This window comes from Curtobacterium sp. MCPF17_021, assembly GCF_003234605.2.
GTDB classification, from domain to species: Bacteria; Actinomycetota; Actinomycetes; order Actinomycetales; family Microbacteriaceae; genus Curtobacterium; species Curtobacterium flaccumfaciens.
The window spans coordinates 3,301,525-3,317,877 of sequence record NZ_CP126252.1 but is presented as its reverse complement, the minus strand read 5'-3'; the positions used below and the strand labels follow the sequence as shown (position 1 = coordinate 3,317,877).

Annotated in this window: 16 protein-coding genes; 9 read left to right on the top strand and 7 right to left on the bottom strand. The window is 70.3% G+C overall.

Features of this window, described 5'->3' with window-relative positions:
• Positions 1-372: 372 nt before the first annotated feature.
• From DEJ29_RS15610 to DEJ29_RS15595, 4 genes are read right to left on the bottom strand one after another with little or no spacing between them, the layout of a single operon-like run.
• The gene (locus DEJ29_RS15610; protein WP_111095306.1) at positions 373-825 is read right to left on the bottom strand and encodes an HTH domain-containing protein; all 453 of its coding nucleotides are present in this window, start codon (positions 823-825) and stop codon (positions 373-375) included.
• A gap of 44 nt (positions 826-869) precedes the next feature.
• Positions 870-1,784, bottom strand: a complete 915-nt coding sequence (locus DEJ29_RS15605; protein ID WP_146248363.1) for a hypothetical protein — start codon at positions 1,782-1,784, stop codon at positions 870-872.
• Positions 1,781-1,912: an RNA polymerase sigma factor gene (locus DEJ29_RS15600; RefSeq protein ID WP_258375968.1), complete on the bottom strand. Its 132-nt coding sequence runs from the start codon at positions 1,910-1,912 to the stop codon at positions 1,781-1,783. The genes DEJ29_RS15605 and DEJ29_RS15600 overlap by 4 nt, the downstream gene beginning before the upstream one ends.
• On the bottom strand, positions 1,909-2,235 hold the full coding sequence (locus tag DEJ29_RS15595) for an RNA polymerase sigma factor (RefSeq protein ID WP_258375969.1): 327 nt from the start codon (positions 2,233-2,235) through the stop codon (positions 1,909-1,911). Before DEJ29_RS15595 ends, DEJ29_RS15600 begins: the two co-directional genes overlap by 4 nt.
• Before the next feature lie 112 nt (positions 2,236-2,347).
• On the opposite strand from DEJ29_RS15595, the gene argG reads away from it, so the two are divergent.
• The 3 genes from argG (at position 2,348) to DEJ29_RS15580 (ending at position 4,864) form a co-directional block, all read left to right on the top strand.
• On the top strand, positions 2,348-3,790 hold the full coding sequence (gene argG / locus DEJ29_RS15590) for an argininosuccinate synthase (protein ID WP_111095309.1): 1,443 nt from the start codon (positions 2,348-2,350) through the stop codon (positions 3,788-3,790).
• 265 nt (positions 3,791-4,055) lie between these two features.
• On the top strand, positions 4,056-4,223 hold the full coding sequence (locus DEJ29_RS15585; RefSeq protein ID WP_155896891.1) for a hypothetical protein: 168 nt from the start codon (positions 4,056-4,058) through the stop codon (positions 4,221-4,223).
• 41 nt (positions 4,224-4,264) lie between these two features.
• The gene (locus tag DEJ29_RS15580) at positions 4,265-4,864 is read left to right on the top strand and encodes a copper resistance CopC family protein (RefSeq protein ID WP_111095310.1); all 600 of its coding nucleotides are present in this window, start codon (positions 4,265-4,267) and stop codon (positions 4,862-4,864) included.
• 224 nt (positions 4,865-5,088) lie between these two features.
• On the opposite strand, the gene DEJ29_RS15575 is transcribed toward DEJ29_RS15580, so the two are convergent.
• Together DEJ29_RS15575 and DEJ29_RS15570 are read right to left on the bottom strand one after the other, a co-directional pair.
• Positions 5,089-6,519, bottom strand: a complete 1,431-nt coding sequence (locus tag DEJ29_RS15575; protein ID WP_111095311.1) for an MATE family efflux transporter — start codon at positions 6,517-6,519, stop codon at positions 5,089-5,091.
• Positions 6,520-6,757: 238 nt separating this feature from the next.
• Complete coding sequence (locus DEJ29_RS15570) at positions 6,758-7,195, bottom strand: MarR family winged helix-turn-helix transcriptional regulator (RefSeq protein ID WP_220037344.1); 438 nt, start codon at positions 7,193-7,195, stop codon at positions 6,758-6,760.
• Between the two features lie 454 nt (positions 7,196-7,649).
• Between DEJ29_RS15570 and nadE the strand changes: the two genes are divergently transcribed.
• On the top strand, positions 7,650-8,477 hold the full coding sequence (nadE, locus tag DEJ29_RS15565; RefSeq protein ID WP_111095345.1) for an NAD(+) synthase: 828 nt from the start codon (positions 7,650-7,652) through the stop codon (positions 8,475-8,477).
• Between the two features lie 176 nt (positions 8,478-8,653).
• Entirely contained in the window at positions 8,654-10,111 is a 1,458-nt protein-coding gene (locus DEJ29_RS15560) for an SPFH domain-containing protein (protein ID WP_111030687.1), read from the top strand.
• Positions 10,112-10,145: 34 nt separating this feature from the next.
• On the opposite strand, the gene DEJ29_RS15555 is transcribed toward DEJ29_RS15560, so the two are convergent.
• On the bottom strand, positions 10,146-10,535 hold the full coding sequence (locus tag DEJ29_RS15555) for a hypothetical protein (RefSeq protein ID WP_111095312.1): 390 nt from the start codon (positions 10,533-10,535) through the stop codon (positions 10,146-10,148).
• A 217-nt stretch (positions 10,536-10,752) separates the two neighbouring features.
• Here DEJ29_RS15555 and DEJ29_RS15550 point away from each other — a divergent pair, with 217 nt between their 5' ends.
• The 4 genes from DEJ29_RS15550 to DEJ29_RS15535 all read left to right on the top strand — a co-directional run bounded on the left by DEJ29_RS15550 (position 10,753) and on the right by DEJ29_RS15535 (position 16,341).
• Positions 10,753-12,813: an MDR family MFS transporter gene (locus tag DEJ29_RS15550; RefSeq protein ID WP_111095313.1), complete on the top strand. Its 2,061-nt coding sequence runs from the start codon at positions 10,753-10,755 to the stop codon at positions 12,811-12,813.
• A gap of 77 nt (positions 12,814-12,890) precedes the next feature.
• Complete coding sequence (locus DEJ29_RS15545; RefSeq protein ID WP_111095314.1) at positions 12,891-13,484, top strand: TetR/AcrR family transcriptional regulator; 594 nt, start codon at positions 12,891-12,893, stop codon at positions 13,482-13,484.
• Between the two features lie 239 nt (positions 13,485-13,723).
• Positions 13,724-15,061, top strand: coding sequence for an enolase C-terminal domain-like protein (locus tag DEJ29_RS15540; RefSeq protein WP_111095315.1), 1,338 nt, complete (start codon positions 13,724-13,726; stop codon positions 15,059-15,061).
• A gap of 44 nt (positions 15,062-15,105) precedes the next feature.
• Positions 15,106-16,341, top strand: coding sequence for an ABC transporter substrate-binding protein (locus DEJ29_RS15535; protein WP_244993259.1), 1,236 nt, complete (start codon positions 15,106-15,108; stop codon positions 16,339-16,341).
• Positions 16,342-16,353: the final 12 nt, after the last annotated feature.

Below are 16,353 nucleotides of genomic sequence, written 5' to 3'. Positions count from 1 at the left end.
CGAGCCTATTGACCCGGAAGATCTCGGAGCGGGTAAGCGGCTGTGGCCCGAGTTCCAGCCCGCGGCTCTTCAAATGCTTCGCGACGATGTTCCTGCTGGCGCCGCATCTAGTCGCTAGCTGCCGTACGGTGGCCCCGCCCGCCGAGTGCTCCGCGGCGAGGCCGTCGATTTCGGCGGGGGCGAGGCGCCTATGCCGTGGGAGCTCCTGCCTCTCCGGCTCGGAATGCACGGGCCCGGCCAGCACTCGGCCAACGGGCCGGCGCGTAGCGTCTGGGACAGGTGTTTTACGGGGGTCCGAAAGTTCGCGAACGCTTCGCTTCGGCGCACCGGTACATCGAAGTGGTTCGAGTCCCTGCCGCACGTTGGCATCGCTCAGTGGCTCGGCGTCGCGAGATTGACGGTGTTCACGAGGTACGAGGTTCGGGTCGCGATCGTGTACTTCACGGCAGCGCTCACCCCGGTCGGATCGATCGTGAACGCGTCGAGGTCGGACTCCGCGATCCCGGTGAGCGACGCGATGTTCGCGACCGTCAGCCCGGAGGCCTGCGTGAGACCCTCGAGGATGCCCCGGACGCGGTCGTCGTCGGGCACGCTCGGCGCTGCGGCCAGCATGGCTGCGAGGACGGCGAGCCGCTGCGATTCGTCGGGAGTCAGTCCGGTCCCGAGGGCGGTCAGGCCCTGGTGCTCGGTCCCTGGGCCGTCCAGGTACGCGGAGAGCTCGGACTCCGAGATCCCGGTCATCTGCACGATCGCGTCGAGCGCGACGGAACCGCGCTCGATCAGCGTGCTGAGTCCCGCCCGGACGTCGAGGGCTTCGGCAGTCATCTCGTTCTCTTCCTCGGTCGCAGGAGTCTCTGCGCCATGGTGCATCAGCCGGTGGGCTGGGCCGGCGGGTCCTCCGGCATCGGGTGTTCCGCCTGCCAGAGCGCGTCGACCTGGCCGAACTCCCGCGGGTAGCACTGGGTGTCGAACACCTCGAGGCCCTCGGCCGGAGTGGAGTAGAGGTACCAGGGCCCCGTGCCCACCGGTCGGCTCGTCCAGGACCCGTTCGCGAACCACGAGAGCGGCACGTCGTCCATCGGGTGTCCTGCCTGCGTCAGACAGGCCTCGAGCCGGTTGAAGGCGGCGCGGTAATCGTCGAGGGTGATCCGGTCGTCCCGGATCTCGGCTCGCTGCTGGGCAGAGGGTTCCGCGATCGGCGCGGACTCGACCCACGAGGCCCAGACGGCGTAGCGGGCGGAGCCGCCGCCCGACATGCTGATGGTCGCCGCCGAGTGTCCGGAACCGGGCGCTGGGGACAGGCTCCAATGCTCACCGCTCACCCCGCCGGTCGTGCCCGGTGTGCAGCGGGTGGGCCCGTCGATGGTCGTCCCGTCGATGGCCACGGTGAAGGTCCCCGGGTCCAGGCACTTCCACATGAGCGTCACCTGGTCGGCGTCCGCGGGGCGGGCACCGAGCGAGAACGAACCATCGTCCTGCGTGACCGCGAAGGCCGGAGTCCCGAGGATCGTGGCGTGGTTGGCTTCCTCGACCATGTAGCGCGTCGAGGTCGCAAGGGTGCTCTCCAGCGCGGCGTCCGGGTCGTTCGACGGGAGGGCAGCCGCGGTGATCCCGCCCGTGACGGCCGATCCCGCCAGGAACGCCGCCGCGATCGCCAGGACCGTGCCGCGGGTCGGTCGGCGACGTCGACGGAGCGGCGCTCCTGTGGCCCTGGTCGCGTCGACCTCTGCGACGAGTGCGTCGCGCATCGCTGCGAGACGAGGGGAGATCTGGTCGTGGTTCACAGTGTGCCTCCGAGGGGTTCCGCTGTCGCCGAGTACTGCTTGTGGAGCCGCGCCTTCGCACGGTGGGGCCTGGACTTGACGGTGCCGGGTGGGACGCCGAGGACCTTCGCGGCTTCACGCTCGCTCAACCCCTCGGATCGTCGACCGGGAACCTGCCGAGGAACGAGCGGTGGCGCCGAGACGACCGCGTCAGGTTGTGTGCCGTGTTGGTCGCCGTGACGAGGAGCCACGGCAGCATCGAGTCGTCGACGAAACGGACGTGGTCCCGCTTCCGCCAGGCTTTGAGGAACACCACGGCGACCACGTCGTCGGCGTCGTCCGGCGTCGGGACGAGCGCTCGGACGTGACGACGAAGTCGCGCCGCATGCCGGTCGAAGAGCCGACCGACCGCACGGCCGTCCCCGGCGACGCCCAGCGCCCAGTCGGACCGGTCCCCCGTGATCTGGTTCATGCCCTGTATTGTCCGGTCGCCCTGGATCGGTTCCGGGTTGTGGCAGGTCCAGTTCTCCACAACCGTCGCCCCGGACGGTAGTCGAGCCCGCTGGCCCCGTACGATTGACCCCGTGTCCAAGGTCCTGAGCAGTCTCCCCGTCGGCGAACGAGTCGGCATCGCGTTCTCAGGGGGTCTCGACACCTCCTGCGCCGTTGCCTGGATGCGCGAGAAGGGAGCGATCCCCTGCACGTACACGGCCGACATCGGCCAGTACGACGAGCCGGACATCGACGCCGTCCCGAGCCGCGCCCACGAGTACGGCGCGGAGATCGCCCGACTGGTCGACGCGAAGAGCGCCCTGGTCGAAGAGGGCTTGGTCGCCCTGCAGACCGGTGCGTTCCACATCCGCTCCGGCGGCAAGACGTACTTCAACACGACGCCGCTCGGCCGCGCGGTGACGGGCACGATGCTCGTCCGCGCGATGAAGGAAGACGGTGTCGACATCTGGGGCGACGGCTCCACCTACAAGGGCAACGACATCGAGCGGTTCTACCGCTACGGCCTGATGGCCAACCCGCGCCTGCGCGTCTACAAGCCGTGGCTCGACTCCGAGTTCGTCGAGGAGCTCGGCGGCCGCAAGGAGATGAGCGAGTGGCTCGTCGCCCGCGGGTTCCCGTACCGCGACTCCACCGAGAAGGCGTACTCGACCGACGCGAACATCTGGGGCGCGACGCACGAGGCGAAGAGCCTCGAAGAGCTGTCGAGCGGCCTGGACATCGTCGAGCCGATCATGGGTGTCGCCGCCTGGCGTGACGACGTCGAGGTCGCGACCGAGATCGTCAGCGTCCGGTTCGAGGCCGGTCGCCCCGTTGCGATCAACGGCGTCGAGCACACCGACGCGGTCGCCCTGGTCTACGAGGCGAACGCCATCGGTGGCCGCCACGGCCTGGGTGCGTCCGACCAGATCGAGAACCGCATCATCGAGGCGAAGAGCCGTGGCATCTACGAGGCTCCGGGCATGGCGCTGCTGCACATCGCCTACGAGCGCCTGCTCAACGCGATCCACAACGAGGACACGGTCGCCTCGTACCACAACGAGGGCCGCCGTCTCGGTCGCCTGATGTACGAGGGCCGCTGGCTCGACCCGCAGTCCCTCATGCTCCGCGAGTCGCTGCAGCGCTGGGTCGCCTCCGCCGTCACCGGCGAGGTCACGCTGCGCCTGCGTCGCGGCGACGACTACACGATCCTCGACACCACGGGCCCCGCGCTGTCGTACCACCCGGACAAGCTGTCGATGGAGCGCGTCGGCGACGCCGCCTTCGGCCCGGACGACCGCATCGGCCAGCTCACCATGCGCAACCTCGACATCGCGGACTCCCGTTCGCGGCTCGAGCAGTACGCGGCCGCGGGCCTCATCGGTGGCGCGACGGCCGAGCTCGTCGGCGAGCTCGAGGCGGGCGAGGCCGAGGAGATCCTCGGCGGTGCGATCGTCGCCTCCGACGCCGAGGACGCGATGGGTCGTCGCACGGACCTCGCCTCCGAGGGCGCGGCCTTCGACTCCGGCACCGACTGATCGAGCAGACCCGCGCCCTGGGCGCGACCCCTGATGACGGGAGGCCCGGTGCCAGCTGGCACCGGGCCTCCCGTCCGCCGTCGACCGGTCGGCCGAGAAGCGCACTGCGTTCGACGCGACGCCTTCCAACACCTAGCGTGGAGGTACCGGGTCAGTCATCAGGGACTCGTCGTCACGATGCTCCTCACGATCTGTGAGGTCTGGCACAGCGGGTCGACCCGGACGGATCCGAGATGCGCATCATCTCGACGAAGGGCTGGTCGCCATGACCGCCACCATCCAGAACGCCTGGCACCGCCACGGCCTCCGTTCGCCCGAGGACCTCGCCGCCCTCGTCGCCGAACGCCTCGAAGGAACCGGCCACCAGCTCGTCAGCGTCAGCGAAGCGCGCTACGAGCCCACCTACGCGGACTTCCTCGGCGAGCAGCTCTGACCCCCAGCGGGCTGCCGCTCGACCGTCGGTAGAGTCTGCGCATGCGCACAGCCCGAACCACGGCGGCGGCACTGGCGATCGTCGCGGCGGGACTGCTGACGCTCGTCGGTGTCCAGCCCGCGTCGGCCCACTCGGCCCTGACCAGCAGTACCCCGGCGGACGGGGCGGTCGTCACCGAACCGCTCGAGTCCGTCGACCTGACCTTCTCCGAGGCACCGCTCGCCGGCCTCGACGCCGGACTCCGGATCCAGGTGACGGACGCTTCCGGTGCCGACGTCGCCAGGGGTGACGTGACGGTCTCCGGAACGACCATGCGCCGCGCGGTCGACCTCGACCAGGGCCGCTACACGGTGCTCTGGCGGTACGTGTCGCCGGACGGCCACCCGATCGAGGGCACGCTCGCGTTCGAGTACCGGGCCGCAGCGCCCGTGTCGACCCCGAGCGCGAGCGTCACCCCGACCCCGACGGCGAGCACCGCTCCGACGTCGAGTGCCACCGCGACGGCCACCGGAGCCTCGGACGGTGCTCCGTCCTCGTCGCCGGGCATCGCGCCGGGCGTGTGGATCGGCCTCGGCGCCGGGGCCGTCCTGGTGGCCGGCGCGGTCGTCGTGTTGCTGCTGCGGCGCGGCCGCAGCGCGTAGCGCGCGCGGCGGCAGCGGCGCCAGCGCACTTCGTGAGCAGGAACGGTCGGGTCGCACGCACGCACGCACCCGACCGTTCCTGCTCACGAAGCGCACACACGCAGCGAGCCCACGAAGCGCACGCGGCGCACGGAACGTGACCACGTGCGGACGGGAGGCCCGGTGCCGGACCGGCACCGGGCCTCCCGTCCGCACGTGGTGCGTGACGCCGGGGGCGACGCGCCTCACGCCACGGGAGCGACCTCCAGCGCGGCGTCGGCGCGTGCCGCGCTGCCCTCGGCCAGGCCTCGGGCGATGCGGCCCCGCGTCGCCAGCCAGAGGACGATCGCGGCGGCGAACACGATGCCCTCGGTGACGGTGAGCGCCCAGATGATCCCGGCGAGCCCGAACCACACGTTGCCGGCGATCACGATCGGGATGAACAGCACGCCCTGCGCCATCGACAGCACCATCGCGGGCATGACCATCCCGGTCGCCTGGAACAGCGAGGTGAGCAGCCCCGTGAACCCGTTGACGACGGCGGCGACGAGCTGTGCCGTCAGGATCGTCATGCCGATCGCGAGCACGGAGTGGTCACCGGAGAAGATCGTGAAGACCTGCTCGCGGAACACGAACACGGTGCCGGAGAAGACGAGCACGATGCCGCCGACGGTCAGGGCCGCAGCGCGCAGGCCGGAGCGGAGTCGATCGGCGTCACCCGCTCCGAACGCGTAGGCGAGCAGCGGCAGCACACCGATGGTCACGCCCATCACCAGGAACTCCGGCACCTGGGCGATGCGGACCGCGACGCCCATCGCTGCCAGCGGGTCGTCACCGTAGGCGGCGGCGAGGTTGTTGAGGACGAGTGTCGTGACGATGAGGAACGCGGACTGCAGCAGCTCGCCGACGCCGATGCCGAACACGGGCTTCAGGATGTCCGCCCGCAGGGTGAACCACTTCGGCGCGAAGCTGACGTTCTCGCTGTTCCGCTGCAGCCACGTCACCCAGTAGGCGATCGAGACCACGTTGGCCAGGCCCACCGCGAGTGCGGCGCCGCCGACACCCCAGTGCAGCCCCAGGATGAACAGGACGTCGAACACCAGGTTGCCGACCGTGGACAGGACCAGGCCGATCATCGCCTGCCGCGCGGCACCCTCGGAGCGGATGATCTGCTCGAGCGCGAAGGACGCGGCGAGGACGGGGACGAACGCGAGCATCACGGCGACGTACTCGCTCGTGGCGGGGACCGCTGCCGCGTCGGCACCGAGGACGGCGACGAGCGGGCGGAGCAGCAGGAGCCCGACGACGCCGAGCACGGCTCCGGTCACGACGGCTCCCCACAGGGCGAACGAGGCGACGTGCTTGATGTCCCGCGCCTTGTCGGGATCGTGTTCCGAGGCGCCGAGCAACCGGGACATCAACGCGCTGCCGCCGACGCCGAACACGCCGCCCACGGCCATCACGAGGCCGAGCAGCGGCGTGCCGAAGGTGATCGCGGCGAGCAGGGACGTGTCGTGCTGGGCGCCGATGAAGCCCGCGTTGATGACGTTGTACAGGGCGCTGACGACCATCGCGGCGGCCATCGGCACGCACAGGTGCACCAGGGCTCGGGCGATCGGGGCAGCGGAGAGGTACCAGCGGTTCGTCGCCGCAGCGGTGGTGGTGGTGGAGGACATGACGGTTCCCTTCCGGGCATGGCGGTGGGCGCGCCGACGGACGCCGGCACGGCAGGAGGAGCGCGCGACCGAGGGGGTCGCGGGATCGCAGGGTCGCGGGTCGGGAAGGCGCGGGATCGCGGGGTCGCGAGGGCGCGCCAGCGGATCCGGCCGGGAGGCGCGTGGTGCGTGGAACGGGTCGGTGCGGTGGCGCGGGTGGTGCGCTGGTGCGGGTGGCGCGGGTGGTGCGGTGGTGCGGCTAGCGGGTCGGCGGCGCGAGTTCCGCGGTCACCTTCTGCAGCAGTCGCCGCAGGGTGTCGCGTTCGTCCTCGTCGAGGGGTGCGAGCAGGGAGTCGTCGAGGGCGACCATCGCGTCGGTGAACCCGGCGATGAGGTCGATGCCCGCCTGGGTGGCGTGCACCGTCTTCGTCCGCCCGTTCGTGGCGTCCGGTCGTCGTTCGATCAGGCCACGCCGCTCGAGCCCCTGCAGGAGACTCGAGACGCTGGCCGCGCTGGTCCGGGTGGCCTCGGCGACGTCCCGCTGGATGGCGCCGGGGTGTTCCTGCAGGTACCCGAGCACGAAGGACTGCTCGTGGGTGAGGTCGCGCTCACGGACCCACTCCTCGGCGCCCTTACGCTGTGCCCATCCGATCCACCGCATGAGCTGGAGCGGTGTCGTGAAGTCCGATGCCTGCATGATCAGGACTCTAACTGTTAGCCATCGAACTGTCAACCAAAGCAGTTTGAGTCGTGACCCCACAACGGGGGTGTCGAGCCCTGCTCGCATCCTGGTACCTTCCACAGCAAGCGGCCTCACCAGCCGCCCTCGGCCCGTTCGACGGGCCCCACATCCTCCGGCTCACCACCGGGGGCGGATCAGCGGCGGAGACCCCGTCGGAGGAGGAGGCACCGTGCCACACCACGGACCACCCACCGCGATCCCGGCGCGACGAGTTCGTCGCGCCTGACCAGGACGGGCGCCGGCGGGTACCGGCGTCCGCCTCACCGGGTCCGCGACGCGTTCGGGTCGTCGCGGATCCCCGGGGCGGTGGTGATCGGGTCACCGCCGCCCCGGGACCTCCCGGTCGATCCGACCGACGTCTTCGGGAACCCGCCGGTCCACGGAGCCGGATCGGCGTGATACTGGGGTGGTGCGTGAACTCCAAGCCGCCATCGCAGCGGACCTCAACGTCCAGCCGACCATCGACCCGGAGCAGGAGGTCGCCCGTCGTGTCGGGTTCCTGCGCGACTACCTGCTGACGACCGAGGCGAAGGGGTACCTCCTCGCCATCAGCGGCGGGCAGGACTCCACCCTGGCCGGCCGCCTGACCCAGCTCGCGGTCGAGTCGCTCCGTGCCGAGGGGCACCCGGCCGAGTTCACGACCGTCCGCATGCCCTACCGCGTGCAGGCCGACGAGGACGACGCCCAGCTCGCCCTGCGGTTCATCGCGGCCGACCCGGGCGTCACCGTGAACATCGAGCACGGGGTCGACGGGGTCATGCAGGACACCGCGGCCTCGGGCGTCGAGCTGAGCGACTTCGTGAAGGGCAACGTCAAGGCGCGCATGCGCATGGTCGCCCAGTACGCGATCGCCGGGCAGCGCGGCCTGCTGGTGGTCGGCACGGACCACGCGGCCGAGGCCGTCACGGGCTTCTTCACCAAGTACGGCGACGGCGGCGTCGACCTCACCCCGCTCACCGGGCTGTCGAAGAGCCAGGGGCGGCAGCTGCTCGAGCACCTCGGCGCACCCGCCCGCCTGTACGAGAAGGCGCCCACCGCCGACCTGCTCGACGAGTTGCCCGGGCAGACCGACGAGGCGAACCTCGGACTCACCTACGCCGAGATCGACGCGTACCTGCAGGGCCACGACGTGCCGGTCGACGTCGCCGAGGCGATCGAGTCGCGCTACCGCGCGACGGAGCACAAGCGCCAGGTGCCGGCGACGCCCTTCGACGACTGGTGGCGTGCGGGCGCGTAGGCGCTGACGCTACCCCGGCCTGGAGGCGCGGTGCAGGTGATCCTGCACCGCGCCTCCCGCCTGTTGTCCCCAACCCTTCCCTGAGCGCTCCGGCTGTCCGCGCGCGCTCCTAGGATGGGAGCCAACGGAACAACAGATGCGGAATCCAGGCTGGCGCCTGGTCCGGAGGGGGAGTCATGGAAGTCCTGTTCGCGCTCGGAGCCGTCCCGCTGATCATCGTGGGGATCATCGTCCTCGCCGTGATCGCGCTGATCTACGCCAAGGTCGTGTACCGCAACGCCGGTGCCGACGAAGCGCTCATCATCACCGGCAAGCGCTCCCGCAAGGTCAAGAACGCCGACGGCACCGAGACCGTCGAGTCCGGCATCAAGGTCGTGCTCGGCGCCGGCGTGCTCGTCCGCCCCTTCTTCGAGAAGGTCGCGAAGCTGTCGCTCAGCTCGCGTGCGATCGACATCAACGTCAACGCGCAGGACTCCCGCGGCGTCACCATCGACGTCGAGGCCGTGGCGCTCGTCAAGGTGGGCGAGGCCGACGCGTCCATCCGGGCGGCAGCGCAGCGGTTCCTCGGCCAGGAGAAGAAGATCGACGACTTCGCGCGCGAGGTCCTGTCCGGCTCGCTCCGTGCCTCGATCGGCGCGACCGACGTCTCGACGATCATCCGGAACCGCGACCAGCTCACCGTCGCGGTCCTCACCGTCGCGCAGGACGCCCTGCACAGCCAGGGTCTCGACGTCGACTCGTTCGAGATCAAGGGCATCTCGGACCGCAACGAGTACATCAGCGACCTCGGTCGTGCCGAGCGTGCACGCGTGCGACTCGAGGCCGAGAACGCCGAGGCCCAGGCCGACCGCGAAGCGCGAGAAGCCCGCGCCACCGCCGACCAGGCGATCGCCGAGGCCGAGAACACCCTGGCCATCCGCCGTGCCGCGCTGCAGCTCGACGCTGACCGTGCGTCCGCCGAAGCCGCTGCCGCCGGCCCGCTCGCCCAGGCGCGTGCGTCCCAGGGCGTCGTCGAGCAGGAGCAGATCACCGCGCAGAAGCGTGCCGAGCTGCGCCGTGCCGAGCTCGAGTCCGAGGTCTCTGCGGTCGCCGAGGCCCAGGCGCGCAAGACCCGCGTCGAGGCCGAAGCCGCTGCTGGGGCCCAGGTCGAGACCGCCCGCGCCCAGGCCGAGGCCCGCCGGATCTCCGCCGAGGCCGTCGCGGCCGAGGCGAAGGCCGAGGCGGATGCCCGCAAGCTCGCCGCCGACGCCTCACGCGCCGAGGGTGAAGCCGCCGCCGACGCGATCCGTGCGAAGGGCCAGGCCGAGGCCGATGCGACCAAGGCGCAGGCCGACGCGCTCGCCCAGCACTCCGAGGCCGTCCTGCGGGTCAAGGCCATCGAGACACTGCCGAGCATCGCCCGCGAGCTCGCTGCTCCGATGAGCAACATCGACACGCTCACCGTGGTGTCCTCCGACGGCGCCGGTGCACTGTCGAAGAGCGTCGTCAGCCAGTTCAGCGAGGTCGATGCGCTGCTCGGTGCCACCGCCGGGTTCACCCTGAGCGACATCGTGAAGAGCACCACGACGGGTCAGGCCGCTGCCCGTGCCGTCGTGCGCGAGCAGTCGGTGCCGCAGGTCGAACCGGCCGAGTAACCGAGCGGGTGCCTGCAGCGGGCGCGACGGGGGATCAGCCCTCGTCGTGCCCGTTCTCGTTCTGCGGGTCGCGCTGCTGAGCACCGGCGTCCTCACGCTCGCCCGCGAGCCGCTGCTGCCACACGACACTGCGGGCCGCACCCTCGAGCACGTCGTCGACGCTGCGACCGCTCTGGGCAGCGAGGGCACCGCTGAGTCCGGCGGTCAGGGTGCCGCCGGCCGCGGCGAGTCGCTCGACGACCTCCTCCTGCCGCGGGGTCAGGGGCTCGTCGACCAGTTCATCGATCGTGTCGCGGATGTTCTGCTCGCTCGCGTCCAGTGCCGCCTCGTCGCCGGACTGCAGGGCTGCTGCTTCTCCGACGACGACGAGACCGAGGCGCGCGGCGTCGTCTTCGGGACGCGGGCTGCGGTGCTCATCAGTCATGCGGTGGACCGTACGCTCCGGTGTGCTGCGCTCCCTGGACAGACGCGTCCCCCGGGCCACCCTGAGAACCCGTACACGAACGTGCACGCTCGGCAACTTTGCGTTGGCAGCAAAGGTGCTTGCGGTGTAAAGTTGCAGAGCCTGCAAGGTTGACACCCGTTCGGGGTCCCGACCAGGCCGACGACCACCACGCCACATCCCCTGTGAGGAACTCCGCATGTCCACTGCCACCGCACCCGTTGAGGTGTCGCGCGGACGACAGGACTCCCCGGCGAGCACGCCGGGCAAGCCGATCATGTCGCACCGCCAGATCCTGCTCGTCATCTACGGCCTGATGGCGGGCATGTTCCTGTCGTCCCTCGACCAGACCATCGTCGGCACCGCGATCCGCACGATCGGCGACGACCTGCACGGCCTCGACCAGCAGGCCTGGGTCACGACGGCCTACCTGATCGCGTCGACCATCACCACGCCCATCTACGGCAAGCTCTCCGACATCTTCGGCCGTCGCCCGCTCTACATCTTCGGCATCGCGGTCTTCATCCTCGGGTCGCTGCTCTCGACCCTGTCGACGTCGATGACCATGCTCGCCGCCTTCCGCGCGTTCCAGGGCATCGGTGCCGGTGCGCTGATGTCGCTCCCGCTCGCGATCATGGGCGACATCCTCGCGCCCCGCGAGCGCGCGAAGTACCAGGGCTACTTCCTGGCGGTCTTCGGCATCTCGTCCGTGATCGGCCCGCTGATCGGTGGCCTGTTCGCCGGCGCGAGCTCGATCGTCGGCATCACCGGCTGGCGCTGGGTGTTCCTGATCAACGTGCCGATCGGCGTCGCCGCGCTCCTCATGGTGATCGCGTTCCTGCACCTGCCGAAGTTCGGCGAGGCCAAGGCCAAGCCGCGCATCGACTGGTGGGGCGCGACCTCGGTCATCGTCACGCTCGCGCCGCTGCTCCTCGTCGCGGAGCAGGGCCGCACGTGGGGCTGGGGTTCGGCCAGCGCGATCGCCTGCTACGTCATCGGTGCGCTCGGCCTCGTCGCCTTCCTGGTGATCGAGACCCGCATGCAGGACGACGCGATCATCCCGCTCAAGCTCTTCCGCTCGAGCACCTTCTCGATGGCGACCATCCTGGGCTTCCTGGTCGGCTTCGCGATGTTCGGCGCGATGCTCACCATTCCGCTGTACCTGCAGATCGTGACCGGCCTGACGCCGACCGAGTCCGGGTTCGCGACGCTGCCGATGATCGGTGGCCTGATGATCGCCTCGATCGCTTCGGGGCAGATCGTGGCCCGCACCGGCCGGTACCGGATCTTCCCGGTCATCGGCACGGCCCTGGTGTCGCTCGGCTACGTCGTCCTGACCTTCATGACGATCGACAAGCCGCTGTGGTTCCTGATGATCGGCATGTTCCTCATCGGTCTCGGGCTCGGCCAGCTCATGCAGAGCATCACCCTGGCCTCCCAGAACGCGGTGCAGCCGCGCGACATGGGTGTGGCGACGTCGTCCGCCACGTTCTTCCGCCAGATCGGTGGCACGCTCGGTACCGCCGTCCTGCTGTCCGTCCTGTTCTCGCTCATGCCGACGAACATCCTGCACGCCACAGCGGACGAGTCGAACCTGAAGCCCGCCCTCAGCGCGGCGCTCGACCCGAAGATCGCCAGCGCGAAGGCGAACCAGGGCGTCATGGACCAGATCTGGAACCCGATCGTCACCCCGCTCCAGCAGCAGGTGCAGTCCGGCCTCGACACCGCCACCGACCAGGTGACCCAGGCCACCGCCGGGGCTCCCGACGCCGTGCAGCAGCAGGCGCTCACCGCCGCCGCCGACAAGGCGCACGCGAGCGTGCAGGACGGCCGGCTCGTCGTCGACTGGTCGGACTCGGGGCAGCGCACCTACTGGGTGGACCAGCTCGCACCGGAGCTGTCGAAGCAGATCGACAAGGGCGCGAACGACTCGAGCGACTCGAACGCCGAGACGAGCGACACGTCGTACCTCAACGGTGCGGACTCGGCCCTGACCCGGCCGTTCATGTCCGGGTTCAACGCCTCGGCCGTGACCGTCTACTGGGTCGGCTTCGCGGTGATCCTGCTCGCGTTCGTCCTGAGCTTCTTCTTCAAGGCGCCGCCGCTCCGCAAGAGCTCGGCCCTGCAGGAACAGGCGGACGACGCCGGCACCGCCGACGACCTCGAGGCGCAGGCCGTGCGGGCCGCGGACACGATGGGCTCGCCCACCGCCCCGGTCACCGGTTCGATCCCCGTCCAGGGCGGTCGGTCGCAGGTCTGAACCACGCCGGGCCTCCCCGTCACACGACGCGGAGGCCCGGCGTCGCACGGACCCGAGAACAGGACGGAGCGCAGCACGTGCACCAGACCACCAGCACCGAGGACCTCGTCGCGAGCGACTGCGGCCTGCGGGAGCGCAAGAAGCAGCAGACCCGGTCCGCCATCCACCGGTCGGCACTCGCCCTGGTCACCGACCACGGGCTCGCCGGGGTGACGGTCGAGCAGATCTGCGCGGACGCCGGGGTCTCCCCGCGGACGTTCTTCAACTACTTCCCGTCGAAGGCCGAAGCAGCCCTCGGATTGCCGGCGACGACGGTCCCGGACACGGCGTGCGCAGCGTTCCTCGGTGCCACGGGTCCGCTCGTGTCGGACCTCTGCGACCTCGTCGCGCACACGGTCACCCTGCCGCAGGACCGCCGGCGCATGAAGGAGCTCGTCCGAGCCCGCCCCGAGATGGTCCCGGCGATGATGCAGTGGATGGCGCACGCGCGGCAGACCGTGCTGGCGGTCGCGGCCGAGCGCGTCGACGAGGACACCGCGCGGACCGCGACCACCCTCGTGATGGCCGCCGTGATCGAGTCCGCCCACCGATCGGCGGACGGCTCCCGCGACGAACTGGCTGCGCGGCTGCGCGCGGTCGTCGGCGAGATGGGGCGGCTCGCCACCGCCTGACCAGCGTGACCATCGCGTCGCCCCCGGCGCGGGGCGGCCACGGCCTGGAGGCGCGGTGCGGGTCCGACCCGCACCGCGCCTCCAGGCCGTTGTCGTGTCCACACCGTCGGTCCGCAGTCATCGGACGGTTGGGCGACCACTTTCGCCATAACGGCAAGAACAAGGCTCTTGACGCACAAGACATCGGATGTTTTGATTGCACCGTTCGGTCGACGGAGACCGGACGGCAGGAGACACAGATGAGCCGCATCACCGGTCTGCACGTGCACGACATCCGGTTCCCGACCTCGCGGGAGCACGACGGGTCCGACGCCATGAACCCCGCACCCGACTACTCCGCTGCCTACGTCGAGCTCACCACCGACGCGCTCGACGGCCTGGTCGGCACCGGCTTCGTCTTCACCATCGGCCGCGGCAACGAGGTGCAGGAGTCGGCGATCGCAGCCCTCCGTGGGCACGTCGTCGGCGCCGATGCCGAGGCGGTCCTGGCCGACATGGGCGGTACCTGGCGCGCGATGGTGCACGACTCGCAGCTGCGGTGGCTCGGGCCGGAGAAGGGCGTCATGCACATGGCGATCGGCGCCGTCGTGAACGCCCTGTGGGACCTGCGGGCGAAGCGTGCGGGGCAGCCGCTGTGGGCCCTGCTCGCCGACCTGCGACCCGAGGAGCTCGTCGACCTGGTGGACTTCCGGTACCTGACCGACGCGATCACCCCGGCCGAGGCGCTCGAACTGTTCCGCGCCGCCGAACCGATGCGTGCCGAACGTCGAGCGCGCCTGGAGCGTGAGGGCTACCGTGCCTACACGACGACCCCGGGCTGGCTCGGCTACGACGACGAGAAGCTCGCGCGGCTGTGCCGGGAAGCCGTGGACGACGGGTTCACCCAGATCAAGCTGAAGGTCGGCGGCGACGTCGACGAGGACGTCCGACGGATGGGCATCGCCCGCGCCACCGTCGGCCCGGACGTCCGGATCGCGATCGACGCGAACCAGCGCTGGGACGTCGACGAGGCCGTGGCGTGGATCGACCGGCTCCGCCCCTTCGACGTCGCGTGGGTCGAGGAGCCGACGAGCCCGGACGACATCCTCGCCCACGCCGAGATCGCCCGGCGCATCGCCCCGATCCCGGTCGCGACGGGGGAGCACATGGCGAACCGGGTGATCGCGAAGCAGCTGATCCAGGCCGGGTCGATGTCGGTGCTGCAGATCGACGCCACCCGGGTCGCCGGGGTGAACGAGAACCTGGCGATCCTGCTCCTCGCCGCCAAGCACGGCGTCCGTGTGTGCCCACACGCCGGCGGCGTCGGCCTGTGCGAGGCGGTGCAGCACCTGTCGATGTTCGACGCGGTCGCCCTGACCGGTGACCTCGACACCCGGTGCATCGAGTTCGTCGACCACCTGCACGAGCACTTCGTGACACCGGTCGACGTCCACGACGGCCGCTACTGGCCGCCGACCACGCCCGGCGCCGGCACCGAGATGCTCGCCGACACCCTGACCACCCACGCGTTCCCGGACGGCCCGGTCTGGGCCGAGTCCGATCCCGATCGTGTCCCGGACGCCGTCCGGGTCGCCTGAAACCCCACCGCACACCCCATCACCACGACGAAGTGGAGACACCGATGCAACGACGACGCACCGCCGGGCTGGCGGCAGCAGCAGCTGCCGTGCTCGTGCTCACCGGCTGTTCCGCTGGCAGCAACGCCAGCGACGGCCAGTCGAAGGACTCCCTCACCTGGGCCATGTGGATCGCCGGGAAGGAGGACAAGGCCGCGTGGCAGAAGGTCGCCGACACGGTCAAGACCGACGACGACGTGGACGTCTCGATCCAGGGCTCACCCTTCAACGACTACTGGACCAAGCTCCGCACCCAGCTGTCCACCGGCACCGCACCCTGCATCGTGAGCATCCAGTCGCTCCGCGCCGCGAACTACACGGACGTGCTCGTGCCGATCGACGACATGGCGAAGCAGGCCGACCTCGACCTGGGTGAGTACGACCAGACCGGGCTCGACGGCATGAAGGTCGACGGCAAGCTCTACGGGCTGCCGTACGACACCGGCCCCATGGTCATGTTCTACAACAAGGACATCTTCGAGAAGGCGGGCGTCGACGAGCCGAAGCCGGGCTGGACGGTCGACGAGTTCGAGGACGCTGCGAAGGAGCTCAAGGCCGCGGGCACGCCGATCTGGGGCACGAGCGTCGAGGACATCCCCCTCGAGTCGATGGTCCTCGGCTACAACGGCGGTCGGGTCATCGACGAGGACGGCACGCTCGACGCCTCGAACGCGGAGTTCGCCGAGGGGCTCGACTGGATCGGCGGTCTGGTGAAGGACGGCTACGCCACGCAGGCGAGCACCGACGGTTCCACCGACGACAACGCGTTCGTGTCCGGTGACGTGGCGATGTACAGCGACGGCCCCTGGTCGATCATCAGCCAGAAGGCCAAGGTCAAGTTCGACCTCGGCATCACGACGATCCCCTCGGGAACGGACGGCCCCAGCTCGTTCGCCGCCGGGTCGGGCTTCGGCATCTCGAAGCAGTGCAAGTACCCCGAGCAGGCGTTCAAGGCCATCACCACGATGACGAACGAGGCCACGCTCACCTCGCTCGCCGAGCAGGGTCGCGCCTTCCCGGCACGCACCGCGGCGCAGCAGGCCTGGTACGACAACGCCGGCATCGACGGGGTCGAGGACGCCCTGAAGACCGGGCTCGAGAACGCCACCCCGTTGCCCGGCAACAAGCAGAGCGACCAGCTCAACCAGCTCTTCGCGCAGTACGCCCTGCAGGCGGTGAACGGACAGACCTCCGGCAAGGAGACGATGTCGTCCATCGCGAGCCAGCTCGGCTCGCAGTGACGGGCGTCACCC